The organism is Paenibacillus xerothermodurans (assembly GCF_002220865.2).
In the GTDB taxonomy this organism is placed as follows: domain Bacteria; phylum Bacillota; class Bacilli; order Paenibacillales; family NBRC-103111; genus Paenibacillus_S; species Paenibacillus_S xerothermodurans.
This window is the reverse complement of record NZ_NHRJ02000021.1, coordinates 42,797-60,527: the sequence shown is the minus strand read 5'-3', so window position 1 is coordinate 60,527 and position 17,731 is coordinate 42,797. Positions and strand designations below refer to the sequence as shown.

Sequence of the window (17,731 nt, the reverse complement as noted above, 5' to 3'; positions counted from 1 at the left end):
CCATCCGGGAACCTGAACAACTGAATACGTTTGGTGATGATGGCGGAGGGGAACCACGCGTTCCCATCTCGAACACGACCGTTAAGCCCTCCAGCGCCGATGGTACTTAGACCGCAGGGTCTTGGGAGAGTAGGACGTTGCCAAGCAAACAAACAAGCCGCTTTGGATGAATCCAAAGCGGCTTTTGTCGTTGTTTTCTACTCAGGCATGAAGATCTTGTGTTGGCGAATAATATAATATCTCAACCACGGGAGTTGCAAATTATCTAAAAACTGCTATAATGTTTGTAAAGTCAAAGAAAGTCAAAGTCAATTTACTTCTTGGCTAGGAGGTGAAATTGATGCGTAATGTCTCTGAAGTCATCGAACAATACCTGAAACAAATTCTGCAGCAGAGTAGTGAAGGTGTGATCGAGATTCAGCGGAACGACCTGGCGGACCGATTCGAGTGTGTGCCGTCACAGATCAACTACGTAATTAGCACCAGATTTACCTTGGAAAAAGGGTATATCGTTGAGAGCAAGCGGGGCGGCGGCGGGTATATCCGCATCCAAAAGATCGCGCTGAACGCCCATGGCTCGGTGCTTGACCATATATTCAAAACAATCAGTTCCCAGATCGACCAGACCGCGTCTGAAGGGCTATTGTATCAATTGGAGGAGAGTGGTTACCTTACTTCAAGAGAGGCCGCATTGATGCGCGCGGCTGTGTCCCGAGAGGCATTACTGTTGAAGCTGCCGCTTAGGGATGAGATACGAGCCAATATCTTAAAGGCGATGTTGATTTCCTTGTTGAGTAAATAAGGAGGGGATGTCCATGCTTTGTCAGGAATGCGGGAAAAGGCAAGCTACGCTTCATTTCACCAAAATATTGAACGGCGAAAAAACGGAATTCCACATTTGCGAAACTTGCGCCCGAGAAAAAGGGGAGATGATTCCCGGTACACCGAACGGTTTTTCAATCCACAACTTATTGTCGGGTATACTCAATTTTGAGCCGCCTTCTCAGAGCAGTTTGAGTTCCAAACGGCAGCCGACACGTTGCGAGCATTGCGGCCTAACATACAGCCAGTTCAGCAAGGTTGGCAGGTTTGGATGCAGCTCGTGTTATAAGCATTTCGACGACAAGTTGGATCCGCTGTTTAAGCGAGTGCATGGCAACACGGTTCACACAGGGAAGGTTCCGAAGCGCTCGGGTGGGTTAATAAAGCGTAAGAGAGAGATTGAAACCTTAAAGAAAGAACTACTTCTCCGAATTAAACAGGAGGAATTCGAAGAAGCGGCGCAGCTCCGCGATGAAATCCGGGAGCTCGAAAAAAAGGTGGCCGAAGGATAAGTTCCTTTTAAGTCTCAAGGAGGAATACTTATGACAGCGAATCAATTCACACAGCAGGCTTTAAGCGAATGGATGAAAGCCGAAGGCCCGGATTCGGACATCGTCATCAGCAGCAGAATCCGAATTGCAAGAAACCTCCAATCGTATCCATTTCCGATGCTATCCACTAATCTTCAATCTAGAGAGGTACTCGACAAGCTGTCGGGCGTGCTCGAGAGCGAAGATCTTCGGACTATAAGCAATTTCTCTCTGCTGTCATTGGATACGTTGGATGAGCTGGAGAAAAGGGTGCTGGTGGAAAAGCGCTTGATCAGTCCGGCATTGGCTAATGAATCGCGAAACGGAGCCGTTATTTTAAGTGATAACGAATCCATCAGCATCATGGTCAACGAGGAGGATCATTTGCGCATACAGTGTTTGTACCCTGGATTTCAGATAGAGGAAGCTTGGGATTTAGCTAGCCAAATCGACGACATTTTCGAGGTGCATCTGGACTATGCGTTCGATGAACAACGCGGTTTTCTGACGAGCTGCCCGACCAATGTGGGCACGGGCATTCGGGCGTCAGTGATGATTCATCTGCCGGCCCTTGCGATCACGCAGCAAATCAATCGGATTCTGTCGGCTATCACGCAGGTGGGTCTGGCTGTCAGAGGCCTGTACGGCGAAGGCAGCGAAGCTTTGGGCAACCTATTTCAGATCTCAAATCAGATTACACTGGGCCAATCCGAGCAAGAAATTATTGATAATCTGTACGGAGTAGTCCGGCAGATCATAGAGCATGAGCGGGCGGCACGTGAAAAGCTCCGGGCTGAAACAAAAGCCAAGCTGGTAGATCGTGTGAGCCGTTCGTTTGGAATCCTATCCTTTGCGGCTATAATGGATTCTAAGGAAGCAGCGCAGCGGCTGTCTGATGTGCGTCTTGGAATCGATTTGGGCATTATTAAAAATGTACCGATCCAGGTGATGAATGAACTGCTGGTGATGACTCAGCCTGGTTTTCTGCAACAGGTGGCAGGAGAAAAACTCACCGCTGAGGAACGAGACATCAGGCGCGCCCAACTGATACGGGACAAATTCAAGGATCAGTCAACGCAAGCGATGTAAATTCGTTCAAACGTAGCGCACGTGCTCGAATGCTATTTATTCTTTAATGGAGGTGTCACGTAATGATGTTTGGAAGATTTACGGAACGCGCACAAAAAGTATTGTCCCTCGCTCAAGAGGAAGCCGTTCGCTTAGGTCATAATAACATTGGTACAGAGCATATTTTGCTTGGATTAATCCGCGAAGGGGACGGCATTGCCGCAAAGGCACTGATCGCCTTGGGTCTTGGTCTGGAAAAAATTCAGGACGAGGTCGAGGCTCTGATTGGCAGAGGACAAGAACAACCAACCAACATTGCATACACCCCGCGTGCGAAAAAAGTGATTGAACTGTCTATGGACGAGGCACGCAAGTTAGGCCACACATATGTCGGCACTGAACATATTCTGCTTGGACTGATCCGTGAGGGCGAGGGCGTCGCAGCCCGCGTACTGAACAACCTCGGCGTGAGCTTGAATAAAGCCCGCCAGCAGGTTCTGCAGCTGTTAGGCAGCAGCGAGGTGGTCTCCAATAACCATGGCAACAACGCGAACGCGAATACACCAACCTTGGACGGTCTCGCACGGGATCTGACGGCCTTCGCGAAGGACGGCAATCTGGATCCGGTCATCGGACGAAGCAAAGAGATCGAGCGGGTTATCCAAGTGTTGAGCCGCAGAACGAAAAACAATCCGGTGCTCATCGGTGAGCCAGGTGTCGGTAAGACCGCCATTGCCGAAGGCTTGGCACAGAAAATTATCAACAATGAGATCCCCGAAACACTACGCGATAAACGTGTAATGACGCTGGATATGGGGTCCGTAGTGGCCGGCACCAAATACCGTGGGGAATTCGAAGATCGACTGAAAAAAATTATGGATGAAATCCGTCAAGCAGGAAACATCATTCTGTTTATCGACGAACTGCATACTCTTATCGGTGCCGGTGGAGCAGAAGGAGCAATTGACGCTTCCAATATTTTGAAGCCAGCTTTGGCTAGAGGCGAGTTGCAATGTATCGGTGCCACAACTTTGGACGAATACCGCAAATACATCGAAAAGGATGCAGCGTTGGAGAGACGTTTCCAACCGATTACGGTAGATCAGCCGTCGGTAGATGAAGCTATTCAAATTCTCCACGGTTTGCGTGATCGCTATGAGGCCCATCACCGCGTGAAGATAACGGACGAGGCAATCGAGCAAGCAGTCAAATTGTCCGACCGATATATTACGGACCGCTTTTTGCCGGACAAAGCGATTGACTTGATAGATGAGGCGGGCTCCAGAGTAAGGCTGAAGTCCTACACTGTACCGCCAGATTTGAAAGACATGGAAGGTAAGCTGGAGGACATCCGCAAAGAAAAAGACTCCGCAGTTCAAAGCCAGGAGTTTGAGAAGGCGGCTGCTCTGCGTGACACAGAACAAAAGCTGCGTGAGGAACTGGACAGCACCAAAAACGAGTGGAAAGAAAAACAAGGACGTACAGATTCCGAAGTCACACCTGAAGATATTGCCCAGGTCGTGGCTAGCTGGACTGGCATTCCGGTTGTTAAACTGGCGGAGGAAGAAACCCAACGTCTGCTGCAAATGGAATCCATTCTGCATGATCGTGTGATCGGGCAGGATGAAGCGGTTAAAGCAGTCAGCCGAGCCATCCGCCGCGCGAGAGCAGGACTGAAGGATCCGAAACGGCCAATGGGCTCATTCATCTTCCTGGGGCCGACTGGTGTCGGTAAAACGGAGCTGGCACGTGCACTGGCAGAAGCAATGTTTGGCGACGAGAATGCCGTAATTCGTATCGATATGTCCGAGTACATGGAGAAACATTCAACATCTCGTTTAGTAGGTGCGCCTCCGGGATATGTCGGTTATGAAGAAGGCGGCCAATTGACCGAGAAGGTCCGCCGCAAGCCGTATTCGGTCGTGCTGCTGGATGAAATTGAAAAAGCGCATCCGGAAGTATTCAACATTCTGCTGCAGGTGCTGGAGGACGGACGCTTGACCGACTCCAAAGGCCGCACAGTTGACTTCCGCAACACTTTGATTATCATGACGTCTAACGTCGGTGCCGACCTGATCAAGAGAAACTCCACTCTTGGCTTTACAGCGGCTCAGGATGCGGGCAAAGACTATGGCAACATGAAGGATAAAGTCATGGGTGAGCTGAAAAAGAGCTTCCGTCCGGAGTTCTTGAATCGGATCGATGAAATCATCGTGTTCCACGCGTTGGAAGAGGCGCACATCGCGCAAATTGTAAGTTTGATGGCTGATGAGCTGCGCAAGCGTCTGAAGGAGCAAGAGGTGGAATTCCATCTCACTGATAATGCGTTAGCCTTCCTGGCCAAAGAAGGATTCGATCCGGCGTACGGGGCAAGACCGCTTCGCAGGGCGATTCAGAAGCACATTGAGGACCGCTTGTCAGAAGAACTTCTCCGCGGTGTGATCTCGAAAGGCGACACGCTCACTATCGACGAAAAAGACGGTGAGCTCACCGTTGAACGCAGTCAAGGCGTGACAACAAACTCATAACTTGTCTCGGAACATCCTGCAGTGCCATCCGGTGCTGTGGGATGTTTTTTGTTTTTCAGCAGGTGGAGAGGGTTTTCTTTGCCTACTCAAGATGGTAAACTTTGATATACATACATGGGATCAAAGCAGGACTATAACAATAAGCAGCTAGGAGCAGAGAGATGGCTAAGCAAAAAATAAAGTTTTTCTGCTCGGAGTGCGGACATGAATCGCCGAAGTGGCTTGGAAAATGTCCGGGTTGTCAAGCATGGAATAGCTTTGTGGAAGAATTGGAAACTATAACTAAAACTCAGGGCGTGCACTCCTCTCTATTGAGGACGAAGGAGAAGCCCATCTCAATTATAAATATCGAAGGCAGTGAGGAAGACCGAATACTCACTCGCAACAAAGAACTGAATCGTGTGCTGGGGGGCGGATTGGTGCCTGGCTCACTTTTGCTTGTCGGGGGCGATCCGGGAATCGGGAAATCCACGCTCCTGTTGCAAACCTCGTTCGACTTGACGCAAAGTGACAAAAAAGTGTTGTACGTGTCAGGTGAGGAATCTGTACGCCAGACGAAGCTGCGCGCCGACCGGTTGAATGCGACCTCGGAACTGTTATTCGTGCTGTGCGAGACGAACCTGGAGCACATAGAGGCGGCGATTGACGAGATCCAACCGGATTTTCTGGTCATCGATTCGATCCAAACGGTTTATCACCCAGCGGTGGTCTCCGCTCCCGGCAGCGTCGCCCAAGTGCGGGAATGCACGGGTCATTTTATGCGCATCGCCAAAATAAGGGGCATTGCTACCGTACTGGTAGGGCATGTGACTAAGGAAGGAGCCTTAGCGGGCCCGAGGCTTCTCGAACACATGGTCGATTGCGTATTGTACTTCGAGGGGGAACGGCATCACTCTTACCGGCTGCTGCGGGCGGTGAAGAATCGCTTTGGTGCGACGCACGAGATTGGTATCTTTGAAATGCAGGAGGGCGGACTGGTCGAAGTAAATAATCCGTCGGAGCTGTTTTTGTCGGAGAGACCGCTTGGCGTCTCGGGTTCTACGGTCGTAGCCAGCATGGAGGGCACGCGGCCCGTGCTGGTCGAGCTTCAGGCACTGGTCACAGCAACTAATTTTCCATCACCGCGGCGCATGGCGACAGGCATTGATCATAACAGATTGGCGCTAGTCATAGCAGTATTGGAAAAACGCATCGGCATGTTTTTGCAAAACCAAGACGCCTATATCAATGTCGCAGGGGGCGTAAAACTCGATGAGCCTGCAGTTGACTTAGCGATTGCGGTAAGCATTGCATCGAGCTTAAGAGAGCAGCCCACGCAGCCGTTTGATGTCGTATTCGGCGAGGTAGGGCTAACGGGTGAGGTTAGAGGCGTCTCTCGGGTGGATCAAAGGGTGAAAGAGGCGGAGAAACTTGGCTTTCGCAGGGTGATTTTGCCTGAAAAAAGCCTGAAAGGGTGGACCCCGCCTAAAGGTATCGAAATCATTGGTGTGAACACAGTAGCTGAGGCCTTGAAAGCCTGTCTGGGGTAGGCCAATGTGTTTTTTGCACTGAAAGAGTAGGTTCTGCACTGAGAGGTGCGACGGTGGGCACGCTGCGGGAGTGCCTGATACTCACGCGCAACGGAGTGTCTGCCGCTGAATGTAGTTGTGCTGCATCCACCGGTGCGTGTGCGGAAGACATGGAGTTTTGCTGCGCAAAAACGGCACGTGTGCTTTACCAAGTGAGTTTTGCAAGGCAAAACTTAAGGGGGGACAACATGAGCAAGGACGAAAACAAACGGGAAGTAATGAGCCAGCTGCTGCAGCTGGTGGCGCCGGGTACCGCTTTTCGGGAAGGTTTGGAGAATGTGCTCCGTGCCAAGACCGGTGCTCTAATCGTGGTAGGCTACAGCCCTGAGGTGATGGAAATCGTTGACGGCGGGTTCTCCATCAACTGTGATTTCTCTCCAAATTACCTATATGAGCTAGCCAAAATGGACGGGGCCATCATTTTAAGTGAGGACATTAAAAGAATTCTTTATGCCAATACACAGTTAATCCCGGATTCCTCCATCTCTTCTTCAGAAACGGGGATTAGACATCGGACTGCGGAACGGGTTGCAAAGCAAACCTCCAAGCTTGTCGTATCTATCTCCCAACGCAGAAATGTAATCACGCTGTATCAAGGCAACCTGCGCTACGCGCTCAAAGATATAGGCGTGATTCTAACCAAAGCCAATCAGGCTATTCAAACGTTAGATCGTTACAAGACCGTGCTTGATCAAGAGCTCACGAATTTGGGCGCATTTGAATTTGAAGAACTGGTAGCCCTTCACGACGTTACCAGCGTGATACAGCGTGTTGAGATGGTTCTTCGGATCAAAACGGAAATACAGCGCTACATCAACGAGCTCGGCACGGAAGGTCGGTTAATTAGTATGCAGTTGGAGGAATTAGTGGGTAATACAGAAGTAGAGGCACAGCTGCTATTGAAGGATTATGTGAAAGAACTCAACGATGAAAAGATAAAGGACATGGCCAACAGCTTCAAACGTTTGGCGTCCGAGGAAATGCTTGACCATTATCACATCGCACGGCTTATGGGCTACACTCAGTTGAACAGCAGCGCGGAAGAGACGGTTTCACCAAGAGGCTATCGCGTGCTGAATAAAATTCCTCGTCTCCCGTCGGTGATTGTTCAAAATCTGGTGGAAAAATTCAACCGGCTGCCTCATTTGATGATGGCGACTATTGATGAGCTGGATGAAGTGGACGGGATCGGCGAAGTACGTGCCCGGACCATAAAGGAAGGTCTCAAACGTATTCGCGACCAAGTCATCATTGACAGACATATTTAACTTTCATACAATCTAATGGTATCCTGATATATTTGCACCATTTAGGGTACAGTAAACCAGAGGTGGACAAATCATGTTAACCAAATCTCTTCCCAATCTTTTTACCATAGGTAACCTGTTTTTGGGAATCATTTCGATTATTTCCGTCTTTAATGACAAACCTGAGCTTGCTGCTATTATGGTCATTGTGGCGATGCTGTTGGATGGCTTGGATGGGCGGGTGGCACGCGCACTCAACGCGCAGAGTGACTTTGGTAAGGAACTTGATTCTCTATCGGATGTGATTTCGTTCGGTGTTGCACCGGCTTTTATTATGTATGTGGTTGCCTTCGAACCGCTGCCGCCTGCGGTGGCTTGGATCGTGACGGCGATATTCCCAATTTGCGGCGCGCTGCGTTTGGCTCGTTTCAATGTTGTTGCCGGGGTACCGGGATACTTTATCGGCTTGCCGATTCCTGCGGCCGGCGGTGTTCTGTGCACACTGGCGCTGTTTCATAAGGAGCTGAACTCAATCGTGTTGATCCTGAGTACGTTACTGTTATCATACTTAATGGTTAGCACCGTAAAGTATCCTAATTTCAAAAAAGTCGGCATCCCGAAGAAAGCTATTTGGATCACGCCTATAGTCGTCCTCACCGCGGTCATAGTTGCAATGCAATTTCCGGGATCCCTCTCGAAGATGATTTTTGTGCCGCTTCTGTTGTATGCGCTGTATGGCTTAAAAAAAAACGTTGAACGTCTCTTTAGAAGACGGAAAAGAAAAATGGAATCCATGGACGACGCTAAATCGGAAACAGGCTCACTATAGAACTACGCTGAAAATGAAAAGCATTTATTTTCCTTTATAACAGGGAAATGATGCTTTTTTTTTATTTTCTTTGGCAATGGACGATTAGGCTTCCGGCTTTTTGATAATAATTGTAACGAATCGAATTATTGCATACGAAACGTGGAGGTGAGTCTATGATGAAAAGATGGTTTCAAAGCTTATTTGCAGTTATTGGAGGTCTGTTGGCGTACGAGTGGAGTGATACCGTTGGCAAACCATTTTTTAGTTTCATAGAGAAGGTGTTTGGCATCGGTGAAGTGGCCGGGCAGATGTATTGGCTAATGTTGGTTGGAACTGTTCTGTTTTATGCGCTCAGCTCATGGGTGGCGGTAGTTGGTGCGAATTGGCTTCGCCGGGGAGAGGATACGATGGCGCGTGTGCCAGTTGCCGACATCGCTGCAGGTACAGGCGGGCTGATCGTTGGGCTGTTTTTTGCCATAATGATTCTAACTCCGTTCGAACAAGCCGGATGGTTTTCGCCCCTTTGGCATCTGGCATTCACAGCCGGGTTAGGATTTGTAGGCTACAGGCTTGGCTGTGTCAAAAAGGATGAAGTGATGATGCTCCTGACCAGAGGCCGGCCGATCAAAGACCGCAATGCAGCAAATGAGGGCAAAGAGTTTGAAGAGCACAAAATTCTGGATACAAGTGTTATCATTGATGGACGCATCGCCGATATATGCAAAACCGGTTTTATCGAGGGCACATTGGTCATTCCCGAGTTCGTACTGGAGGAACTGCAGCATATTGCTGATTCGTCGGATTTGCTGAAACGCAACCGGGGACGTAGGGGACTCGATATCCTTAATAAAATCCAAAAAGAGCTGGATGTTAAGGTGCTGATATATGAAGGCGATTTTGAGGAAATTTCCGAAGTAGACAGCAAGCTCGTGAAATTAGCGAAAGTGCTGCAAGGGAAAGTCATTACCAATGACTTTAACCTAAATAAGGTCTGCGAGCTGCAAGGGGTTTCCGTATTAAACATCAATGATTTGGCGAATGCGGTCAAACCGGTGGTGCTGCCGGGCGAAGAAATTTTGGTTCAGGTCATCAAGGACGGCAAAGAGCATGGGCAGGGCGTCGCGTATCTGGACGATGGCACGATGATCGTCGTTGAGGGCGGTAGGGATTTCATTGGAACGACCTTGGATGTGTTAGTGACCAGCGTGCTCCAAACGTCCGCAGGACGGATGATTTTCGCTAAACCGAAACTATTGGAAAAAGCGCTCTAAAACGTATATGATAAGAGGAGCTTAAAAGTAGGCGGTAGGTGATGACGCGATGGGCCGGTTGGCTGTTGTAGTGGTGGCTGCGGGGAAAGGCTCCCGTATGCGCACGCAAGAAAGTAAGCAATACTTGGAATTGCAGGGCAAGCCAATACTGGTACATACCTTGTCATTGTTTCAACGGATAGATGAAGTGGATACAATCGTGCTGGTGACCGGCGTGGACGACGTCGTCCGCTGCAGCGGCTATGTTGAACAATTTGGGTTAAGTAAAGTTCATCACATCGTGCCGGGAGGTGCCGAGCGGCAGCACTCCGTTCATATAGGGCTGCAGCAGCTAGGCCCGGATGTGGAATGGGTGATGGTACATGACGGAGTGCGCCCATTGGTGAGTGCAGAGCATGTCTTGAGCTGCTGGCGCATGGCACAGGCGGCGGAGGCGGCCGTTCTGGCTGTTCCGGTGAAGGATACCATTAAAGTAGTCAATAACGCAGGTACGATTCAGTCTACGCCGGACCGGCGCAGCTTGTGGGCGATTCAAACCCCACAAGCTTTTCGTCTTTCCATGCTGAAACAGGCTTATGAGCAGGCGGACAGGGATGGTTTTACCGGCACCGATGACGCCATGCTGGTTGAGCGGATCGGCACACCGGTGCAAGTGGTAGAGAGTGATTATTGCAATATCAAAATCACTACGCCGGAGGATCTGCGATGGGCTGAATGGATTATGGACAATGTTAGGGGAGAGAACAAGGGATGATTCGAGTAGGTCAAGGCTTCGACGTGCATCAGCTGGTGACAGGAAGACGATGCATTATTGGCGGCGTAGAGATTCCATATGAAAAAGGACTGTTAGGGCACTCTGACGCCGATGTATTGCTGCACGCAATCAGTGACGCAATTCTGGGGGCGCTCGGCATGGGGGACATTGGCACACATTTTCCTGACACGGATCAGGCTTTCAAAGATGCGGACAGCTATGCATTGCTGCTGCAGGTGTGGCAGTTGGCGAAAAAAGCCGGCTACAAGCTGGGCAACCTGGATGCGACCATCATTGCACAGAGACCGAAGATGGCACCGCATATTCCTGCCATGGTTGCACGGATAGCGGAAGCGGTGGAGGCGTCGCCATCACAAGTGAACGTGAAAGCGACCACTACGGAGCAGTTAGGCTTCACTGGCCGGGGCGAGGGCATCGCCGCACAGTCGGTTGTTTGCCTTATCCAGGATGTGCTATCATAACAGGAACTAATCGGTCTACGGTTTATTTGAGAAGGGAGCAAGCATCAATGTCAGGTCAACTTCGAGTGAGATACGCGCCAAGTCCTACCGGCCATTTACACATAGGCGGCGCACGTACGGCATTATTCGATTATTTGATGGCCCGCAAGCATAATGGACAATTTATTATAAGGTTCGAGGATACGGACCAGACAAGGCATGTAGAATCGGGGATAGCCAGCCAGCTGGAGGGCTTAAAGTGGCTAGGCCTGGATTGGGATGAGAGTATTGACGTGGGGGGACCATTCGCCCCTTATCGGCAAACGGAACGTCTCAACTTATACCAGCCCTTTATAGACCAGCTTTTACGAAAAGGCAGCGCCTACCATTGCTACTGCTCCGAGGAGGATTTGGAGCGGGAACGTGCCGAGCAAGAGGCCAAGGGTGAGATGCCGCGTTATTCGGGAAAATGCTGCCATTTGACGCCTGAGCAGGCAGAGCGGTTCGAAGCGGAGGGACGTAAACCTTCTATCCGTTTCCGTGTGCCCGAGGATCGTGTTATCTCCTTCGATGATCGCATCCGCGGGCATGTGGAATTCGAATCCAACGGCATAGGTGATTTTATCATCGTGCGGCCCGATGGCATTCCGACATACAATTTCGCTGTCATTCTGGATGACCATCTGATGCAGGTTAATCTGGTGATCCGCGGAGAGGAGCATTTGTCCAACACGCCGAGACAAATATTGATGTATGAAGCATTGGAGATGCCGGTGCCGGATTTTGCCCATCTATCTCTGATTTTAAATCAGGACCGGAAAAAGATGAGTAAGCGGGATGAATCCATCATACAGTTTATACAGCAATATAAAGAGCTCGGCTATTTGCCTGAAGCGGTGCTGAACTTCATTGCTTTGCTCGGCTGGTCACCTAAAGGAGAAGAAGAAATGTTCACCCGGGACGAGTTGATCGAGCAGTTTGACCTGGATCGTGTGTCCAAGAGTCCCGCGGTGTTCGATATGGATAAACTGAACTGGATGAACAACCAATACATCAAGCAAGCGGACTTATCCCGTATCGTGGCCTTATGCTTGCCCCACTTGCAGAAGGCCGGCTTGCTCCCCGCTGATTTAAGTGATGAGCAGCAGGAATGGGTGAACCGCTTGGTTGCTCTCTATCAAGAGAGGATGCATTACGCCGCTGAGATCGTACCGCTGACCGAGCTGTTTTTCCGCGATGAGGTGGAATACGAAAACGAGGAGACAAAGGCGTTGCTGGGCGAAGAGCATGTGCCCATTGTGCTGCGTTCATTTCTCGAGCAAGTGGGGCAGGCGGTAAGCTTCACGGTCGAGCAAATCCCTGTGATGCTTAAAGCCGTTCAGAGAGCGACCGGCTATAAAGGCAAACAGCTGTTTATGACGATAAGGGTTGCCTTAACCGGTCAAATGCATGGCCCTGATTTGAACGTCAGCGTATTTTTGCTCGGAAAAGATAAGGTGATCTCCAGGTTGAACAATTTATTGTAAATCGTAGTGTGATTCGTTATAATGAGACAACTGTATAATCAGCAAAAACGATGGGCGTTGTGTATAAGGCCCATAAAACATAAATGCATCATGGCGCAGAGCGGGAGAGTACAATCGCACAGGGGATTCACAGAGAGGGCAAACGGACCCGGATCAGCCGGGCAGCGCTGGAATTTGTTCACTCCCCGCGATTGGAAGTGCACCCGGGAGCCGTATCGACGAGCCGCTGCTTGTTTGTCTTACTTATAACAGCGGGGTAGTCATACCGGGCTTGTTCACGTTACGAACACACAAAGACGGATATCGATCGGATGTCCAAGCAGAGTGGAACCGCGAGCGATTATCGCCTCTGCAGCCAGGTGGCTGCGGAGGCTTTTTCGTTTTATTCACACTCTTAATAATTCGCTCGATTAAAGGTAGGTGACACTCTTGTTTAACAACATTAAAGAGGATATCACAACTATATTTGAGAATGACCCCGCGGCGCGCAGCTGGTTTGAAGTCGTGTTCACTTACTCCGGCTTGCACGCTCTTTGGGCGCACCGGATCGCACATAGGCTGTACCGTAGACGTTGGTTCACCGCCGCACGTGTTATCTCTCAGATCAGCCGTTTTATGACGGGCATTGAGATTCATCCGGGAGCCGTGATCGGCCGACGCTTTTTTATCGACCACGGGATGGGTGTTGTAATTGGAGAGACGTGTGAAATCGGTGATGATGTGGTGTTGTATCAAGGAGTGACCCTGGGCGGAACCGGCAAAGAGAAGGGCAAGAGACATCCCACCATTGGTAATAATGTGGTGATTGGCTCCGGCGCGAAGATACTTGGCTCTTTCACAATAGGCGATAATTCCAGGGTAGGTTCCAATGCGGTGGTGCTGCACGAGGTACCTGAGAACAGTACCGTGGTGGGCATGCAGGGGAAAATCGTAAAGCGCAACGGAGTCCGCGTAGACCGGCTGGATCACAACAAGCTGCCTGATCCGATGATTGATATGTTTCGGCACATGCAGCAGCAGATTGATGAGTTGAAGGCGGAGCTCGCCGCCACTAAATCCAAACATGGAGGTAGCCAAGAGCATGGCACTGAAAATCTACAACACGCTAACCAGAGCAAAGGAGGCGTTTGAGCCGCTGGAGCCAGGTAAAGTGAAAATGTATGTATGCGGTCCAACCGTCTACGATTATATTCATATCGGCAACGCTCGGCCCATGATCTTTTTTGATGTGGTAAGGCGTTACTTGGAGTCGGTTGGATACGAAGTCGATTATGTGGTGAATTTTACGGATGTGGATGACAAACTGATAAAGAAAGCCGCTCAGATGGGTGTGACCGTGCCTGAAGTGGCGAACCTGTTTATTGAGAAGTACTACGAGGATGCGGAAGGTCTAGGCGTTGAAAAAGCTACACTTAACCCGCGCGTGACCGAAAACATGGCCGAAATTATCGCCTTCATCGACAGTCTGGTGGAAAAAGGCTTCGCCTACGAGAATGGCGGTGACGTCTACTTCCGCACAGCCAAGTTCCCTGAATACGGTAAGCTGTCGCATCAAAATTTAGACGAACTCCAGTTCGGTATCCGTGTCGAGGTGGATGAGCGCAAGGAAAATCCCCAAGATTTTGTGCTGTGGAAAGCCGCGAAACCGGGTGAGATATTTTGGTCCAGCCCATGGGGTAATGGCAGACCCGGCTGGCATATTGAGTGCTCGGCCATGGTACGCAAATATTTAGGTGATACGATAGACATCCACGGCGGCGGACAGGATCTGCAGTTTCCGCATCATGAGTGTGAAATCGCCCAGTCCGAAAGCTTGACCGGCCGACCGATGGCCAAGTATTGGATGCATAACGGATACATCAACATCAATAACGAAAAGATGTCGAAGTCGCTCGGCAACGGAGTGAATGTGAATCAAATGCTCGAATCGCTCAGTCCGCAGTTGATTCGCTATTTCATGCTGTCCGCACATTACCGCAATCCCCTGAATTTTAGTGCTGAGACGATAGAGCAGGCCAAGAACGGTCTAGCCCGGATTGATAACTGTGTGTCCAATATCAAGCATCGTTTGAGTACGGCGGGAGACGGCGATGTGGATCCGGCGGTGGAGCGGGCTGTGCGCGACGTACAAACCCAATTTGAGCAAAAAATGAACGATGATTTCAACACACCTGATGCAGTGACAGCATTTTTTGAGCTCGTCAACGCGGCGAATCTTCATATGCAGCAAAAAGAAGTGTCGCGCAGTTCGCTGGAGCGCCTGCTGCAGCAGTTCGAGGCGATGGATAAGATTCTGGGCATACTAACCAAGGCGGAAGAGCTGCTGGATGATGAAATCGAGCAGTTGATCATAGAGCGCACGGAGGCTCGCAAGGCCAAGAATTGGGCGCGGGCTGACGAAATACGCGACCTGCTGACGGAGCGGGGTATCATTCTCGAGGATACGCCACAAGGTATCCGCTGGCGGCGTAAGTAATGAAGGAGCCGTTTAGTATCGATTCCGAATTGTTTTGTTTTCCTCCCGCCAAAGAGCCCAAGCTGTTGAATCCGATAGTGCTGGCCTACATCGGAGACGCCGTGTATGAAGTATTTGTGCGACAATATGCTATTGCCCAACCTAATCAGCGGCCGAATCATTTGCACCGTCTGTCGACCCAATATGTGTCGGCGAAGGCCCAGGCTAAGTCGCTGCAGCGGTGGATGCCGCACTTAACCGATGAAGAGCTGGATATAGTGAAGCGGGGACGTAACGCCAAATCCGGCACATCCGCGAAAAACGCCGATATTTTGGAATATCGGCACAGCACTGCCTTCGAATGCCTGGTCGGGTACTTATATTACACGAAGCAGCTCGAGCGGCTGCAATTTTTACTTATGCTGTCTCTGGAACGGGAATAGCTCGCGCCGGCCGCGGCACCATTGATAAGATGCGCTAGTTCTAAAGGAGGGGTTACAATGGATGAAGAATTTATCGCGGGTAAGCATTCCGTTTTGGAAGCTCTGCGCTCAGGCAGAACGATCAATAAAATATGGATTGCCGAAAACACCCAAAAGCAGCTCACGCAGCCTATCATCGCAGAAGCTAAGCAGAACGGCGTGATCGTACAATTTGCTGATAAAAGAAAGCTCGATCAAATGGCCGACAATGTGCAGCATCAAGGCGTGGTCGCTCAAGTCGCTGCTTACGCATATGTGGAAGTGGAAGATATATTGGCTTTGGCCGAGAGCCGAAATGAAGAACCCTTTATCCTGATCCTGGACGAAATCGAGGATCCGCATAATTTAGGTTCGATTCTTCGAACCGCAGATTGCACTGGGGTGCATGGGGTCATCATTCCCAAACGCAGGTCAGTCGGTTTGACGGCTACGGTTTCTAAAACATCGGCCGGCGCTGTCGAATATGTACCTGTTGCCCGTGTAACAAATCTTGCCCAAACGATTGAACAGTTGAAGGCACGAGGGGTTTGGGTGGCCGGCACAGACGTCGCTGCACAGCAGCAGGTTTACCAGACCAATCTCAATATGCCCCTGGCGCTCGTTATCGGCAATGAGAACAAGGGGATGGGCAGACTCATCAAGGAAAAATGCGATTTTCTGCTGAAGCTTCCGATGTTCGGCCATGTGAACTCATTGAACGCTTCCGTTGCTGCATCCGTGTTGATGTATGAAGTAATCCGCCAACGGTTAGCGGCGAAATAGCTGGCTCGGGGCATGATGCAAGAAATTCTGATAGTGGACGGATACAATATTATTGGCGCCTGGCCGGAGCTGCAAAAGCTCAAGGAAGTCAGTCTGGAGGAAGCGCGTGACCGGCTGATCGAGATGCTGGCTGAGTACCAGTCGTACTCAGGGGTCAAGGTGCTTCTGGTGTTTGATGCCTACTACGTGCCCGGCTTGGGCGGGAAGTATGTGCAGAGTAAGCTCCGAATATTCTACACCAAGGAGAAAGAAACAGCGGACGAGCTGATTGAGCGGTTGGTGGCGGAGAACATCGGACGGCGCAGGCAGATATATGTCGCAACTTCAGATATGACGGAGCAGCATGTGATTTTTGGTAAAGGTGCCTTCCGGGTGCCGGCTGGTGAACTGCGTATCAAGCTCGATTTAGCCAAGCGTGAAATACAGCATAAAATCAAGGAAGAGCGATCCGGTAAGCGAAACACTTTTGACAGCAAGCTCAGCAATGAAATGAAGGATTTATTCGAAAAGTGGCGCCGAGGCCAGTAAATCCGGGCATTTTCAGCTGTTGTGAATGGGAATTTTGTTGACGCTGGCAGATTACATAATGTATACTAGTCCTATCTTTCAAGAAGAAACGCAGTCATAGACTTGCAGTCTTGCCAGGCCGGAGGGATTATTGGTGAGTGTCGACCTCAAAGAACTGAGAATGTGCGAATATGACCTCAAGGCAGATGAAGAACTTGTCGAGGCGGTCCGCGGCGGGGAAAGTGACGCACTGGAGTACTTGATCAACAAGTACAGGAATTTCGTGCGCGCCAAAGCTCGCTCCTATTTTTTGATAGGCGCCGATAGAGAAGACATTGTGCAAGAAGGTATGATAGGTTTATATAAATCGATTCGCGACTTTCGTGGTGACAAGCTGGCTTCATTCAAAGCCTTCGCGGAACTATGTATCACACGCCAGATTATTACGGCAATCAAAACAGCCACCAGACAAAAACACATTCCTTTGAATTCATACGTTTCGTTGGACAAGCCCATCTATGATGAAGATTCCGACCGCACCTTGCTTGACGTCATTTGCGGTTCGCGTGTTACCGATCCTGAGGAATTGATTATCAATCAAGAAGAATTCAGCGGATTGGAAGATAAGATGGGTGAGATTTTGAGTGACCTCGAACGCAGGGTTCTGATGCTGTATTTGGATGGTCGTTCGTATCAGGAGATCGCCGTCGATTTGGACCGGCATGTGAAGTCCATAGACAATGCGCTGCAGCGGGTGAAACGTAAGTTGGAACGGTACCTGGAAGTAAGGGATGCATGAACGTAGCACTTTTCGCATACGTGCGGGGTGCTTTATTTTTTTGGTCTGGTTTATCCTTCGGAATCAGCGTTAATACTGAGAGTGTAACAAAAGCTGAATGAGCGGTGTTTGTGTTAATAGGTTTGCCTTGACATGAAAAA

17 protein-coding genes and 1 rRNA gene are annotated in these 17,731 nt (G+C 50.0%); all 18 read left to right on the top strand.

All coding sequences use genetic code 11. From position 1 onward, the window contains the following. Positions 1-29 precede the first annotated feature (29 nt). The 18 genes from rrf (at position 30) to sigH (ending at position 17,591) form a co-directional block, all read left to right on the top strand. Positions 30-146: ribosomal RNA gene (rrf, locus tag CBW46_RS20310) — 5S ribosomal RNA — on the top strand. 194 nt (positions 147-340) lie between these two features. After that, entirely contained in the window at positions 341-802 is a 462-nt protein-coding gene (locus tag CBW46_RS20305) for a CtsR family transcriptional regulator (protein ID WP_089201783.1), read from the top strand. Between the two features lie 13 nt (positions 803-815). Beyond that, complete coding sequence (mcsA, locus tag CBW46_RS20300; protein WP_089201782.1) at positions 816-1,334, top strand: protein-arginine kinase activator protein McsA; 519 nt, start codon at positions 816-818, stop codon at positions 1,332-1,334. A gap of 30 nt (positions 1,335-1,364) precedes the next feature. Next, entirely contained in the window at positions 1,365-2,441 is a 1,077-nt protein-coding gene (gene mcsB, locus CBW46_RS20295) for a protein-arginine kinase McsB (RefSeq protein ID WP_089201781.1), read from the top strand. Positions 2,442-2,503: 62 nt separating this feature from the next. After that, positions 2,504-4,948, top strand: a complete 2,445-nt coding sequence (gene clpC, locus CBW46_RS20290; protein WP_089201780.1) for an ATP-dependent protease ATP-binding subunit ClpC — start codon at positions 2,504-2,506, stop codon at positions 4,946-4,948. A 161-nt stretch (positions 4,949-5,109) separates the two neighbouring features. Further along, the gene (gene radA, locus CBW46_RS20285; protein ID WP_089201779.1) at positions 5,110-6,477 is read left to right on the top strand and encodes a DNA repair protein RadA; all 1,368 of its coding nucleotides are present in this window, start codon (positions 5,110-5,112) and stop codon (positions 6,475-6,477) included. Between the two features lie 227 nt (positions 6,478-6,704). Further along, a complete protein-coding gene (gene disA / locus CBW46_RS20280) occupies positions 6,705-7,784 on the top strand; it encodes a DNA integrity scanning diadenylate cyclase DisA (RefSeq protein ID WP_089201778.1) in 1,080 nt (359 codons plus the stop codon). Between the two features lie 73 nt (positions 7,785-7,857). Beyond that, a complete protein-coding gene (pssA, locus tag CBW46_RS20275) occupies positions 7,858-8,592 on the top strand; it encodes a CDP-diacylglycerol--serine O-phosphatidyltransferase (RefSeq protein WP_089201777.1) in 735 nt (244 codons plus the stop codon). A gap of 155 nt (positions 8,593-8,747) precedes the next feature. Further along, entirely contained in the window at positions 8,748-9,845 is a 1,098-nt protein-coding gene (locus CBW46_RS20270; protein ID WP_089201776.1) for a PIN/TRAM domain-containing protein, read from the top strand. 49 nt (positions 9,846-9,894) lie between these two features. Beyond that, positions 9,895-10,599 (top strand): 2-C-methyl-D-erythritol 4-phosphate cytidylyltransferase, encoded by a 705-nt coding sequence (ispD, locus tag CBW46_RS20265; protein WP_089201775.1) that lies wholly within the window; start codon positions 9,895-9,897, stop codon positions 10,597-10,599. After that, complete coding sequence (ispF, locus tag CBW46_RS20260; protein ID WP_089201774.1) at positions 10,596-11,081, top strand: 2-C-methyl-D-erythritol 2,4-cyclodiphosphate synthase; 486 nt, start codon at positions 10,596-10,598, stop codon at positions 11,079-11,081. The genes ispD and ispF overlap by 4 nt, the downstream gene beginning before the upstream one ends. Before the next feature lie 47 nt (positions 11,082-11,128). After that, on the top strand, positions 11,129-12,586 hold the full coding sequence (gltX, locus tag CBW46_RS20255) for a glutamate--tRNA ligase (protein ID WP_089201773.1): 1,458 nt from the start codon (positions 11,129-11,131) through the stop codon (positions 12,584-12,586). Positions 12,587-13,015: 429 nt separating this feature from the next. Then, positions 13,016-13,717 carry a serine O-acetyltransferase gene (cysE, locus tag CBW46_RS20250; RefSeq protein WP_089201772.1) on the top strand — a complete coding sequence of 234 codons (702 nt, stop codon included), beginning with the start codon at positions 13,016-13,018 and terminating at the stop codon, positions 13,715-13,717. Then, on the top strand, positions 13,668-15,062 hold the full coding sequence (gene cysS, locus CBW46_RS20245) for a cysteine--tRNA ligase (RefSeq protein ID WP_089201771.1): 1,395 nt from the start codon (positions 13,668-13,670) through the stop codon (positions 15,060-15,062). The genes cysE and cysS overlap by 50 nt, the downstream gene beginning before the upstream one ends. Then, a complete protein-coding gene (locus tag CBW46_RS20240) occupies positions 15,062-15,484 on the top strand; it encodes a Mini-ribonuclease 3 (protein WP_089201770.1) in 423 nt (140 codons plus the stop codon). Before cysS ends, CBW46_RS20240 begins: the two co-directional genes overlap by 1 nt. 57 nt (positions 15,485-15,541) lie before the next feature. After that, positions 15,542-16,285: a 23S rRNA (guanosine(2251)-2'-O)-methyltransferase RlmB gene (rlmB, locus tag CBW46_RS20235; protein ID WP_089201769.1), complete on the top strand. Its 744-nt coding sequence runs from the start codon at positions 15,542-15,544 to the stop codon at positions 16,283-16,285. A gap of 12 nt (positions 16,286-16,297) precedes the next feature. Next, the gene (locus tag CBW46_RS20230; RefSeq protein WP_165842386.1) at positions 16,298-16,813 is read left to right on the top strand and encodes an NYN domain-containing protein; all 516 of its coding nucleotides are present in this window, start codon (positions 16,298-16,300) and stop codon (positions 16,811-16,813) included. Positions 16,814-16,946: 133 nt separating this feature from the next. Continuing rightward, a complete protein-coding gene (sigH, locus tag CBW46_RS20225; RefSeq protein ID WP_089201768.1) occupies positions 16,947-17,591 on the top strand; it encodes an RNA polymerase sporulation sigma factor SigH in 645 nt (214 codons plus the stop codon). The last annotated feature ends 140 nt before the right edge of the window (positions 17,592-17,731 follow it).

Bases quoted from the DNA above. Each gene is read 5' to 3' on its own strand.
- pssA (WP_089201777.1), top strand. From the start codon at position 7,858: ATGTTAACCAAATCTCTTCCCAATCTTTTTACCATAGGTAACCTGTTT.
- CBW46_RS20305 (WP_089201783.1), top strand. From the start codon at position 341: ATGCGTAATGTCTCTGAAGTCATCGAACAATACCTGAAACAAATTCTG.
- mcsB (WP_089201781.1), top strand. From the start codon at position 1,365: ATGACAGCGAATCAATTCACACAGCAGGCTTTAAGCGAATGGATGAAA.
- mcsA (WP_089201782.1), top strand. From the start codon at position 816: ATGCTTTGTCAGGAATGCGGGAAAAGGCAAGCTACGCTTCATTTCACC.
- radA (WP_089201779.1), top strand. From the start codon at position 5,110: ATGGCTAAGCAAAAAATAAAGTTTTTCTGCTCGGAGTGCGGACATGAA.
- CBW46_RS20270 (WP_089201776.1), top strand. From the start codon at position 8,748: ATGATGAAAAGATGGTTTCAAAGCTTATTTGCAGTTATTGGAGGTCTG.
- CBW46_RS20230 (WP_165842386.1), top strand. From the start codon at position 16,298: ATGATGCAAGAAATTCTGATAGTGGACGGATACAATATTATTGGCGCC.
- cysS (WP_089201771.1), top strand. From the start codon at position 13,668: ATGGCACTGAAAATCTACAACACGCTAACCAGAGCAAAGGAGGCGTTT.
- clpC (WP_089201780.1), top strand. From the start codon at position 2,504: ATGATGTTTGGAAGATTTACGGAACGCGCACAAAAAGTATTGTCCCTC.
- ispD (WP_089201775.1), top strand. From the start codon at position 9,895: ATGGGCCGGTTGGCTGTTGTAGTGGTGGCTGCGGGGAAAGGCTCCCGT.
- gltX (WP_089201773.1), top strand. From the start codon at position 11,129: ATGTCAGGTCAACTTCGAGTGAGATACGCGCCAAGTCCTACCGGCCAT.
- ispF (WP_089201774.1), top strand. From the start codon at position 10,596: ATGATTCGAGTAGGTCAAGGCTTCGACGTGCATCAGCTGGTGACAGGA.
- CBW46_RS20240 (WP_089201770.1), top strand. From the start codon at position 15,062: ATGAAGGAGCCGTTTAGTATCGATTCCGAATTGTTTTGTTTTCCTCCC.
- rlmB (WP_089201769.1), top strand. From the start codon at position 15,542: ATGGATGAAGAATTTATCGCGGGTAAGCATTCCGTTTTGGAAGCTCTG.
- disA (WP_089201778.1), top strand. From the start codon at position 6,705: ATGAGCAAGGACGAAAACAAACGGGAAGTAATGAGCCAGCTGCTGCAG.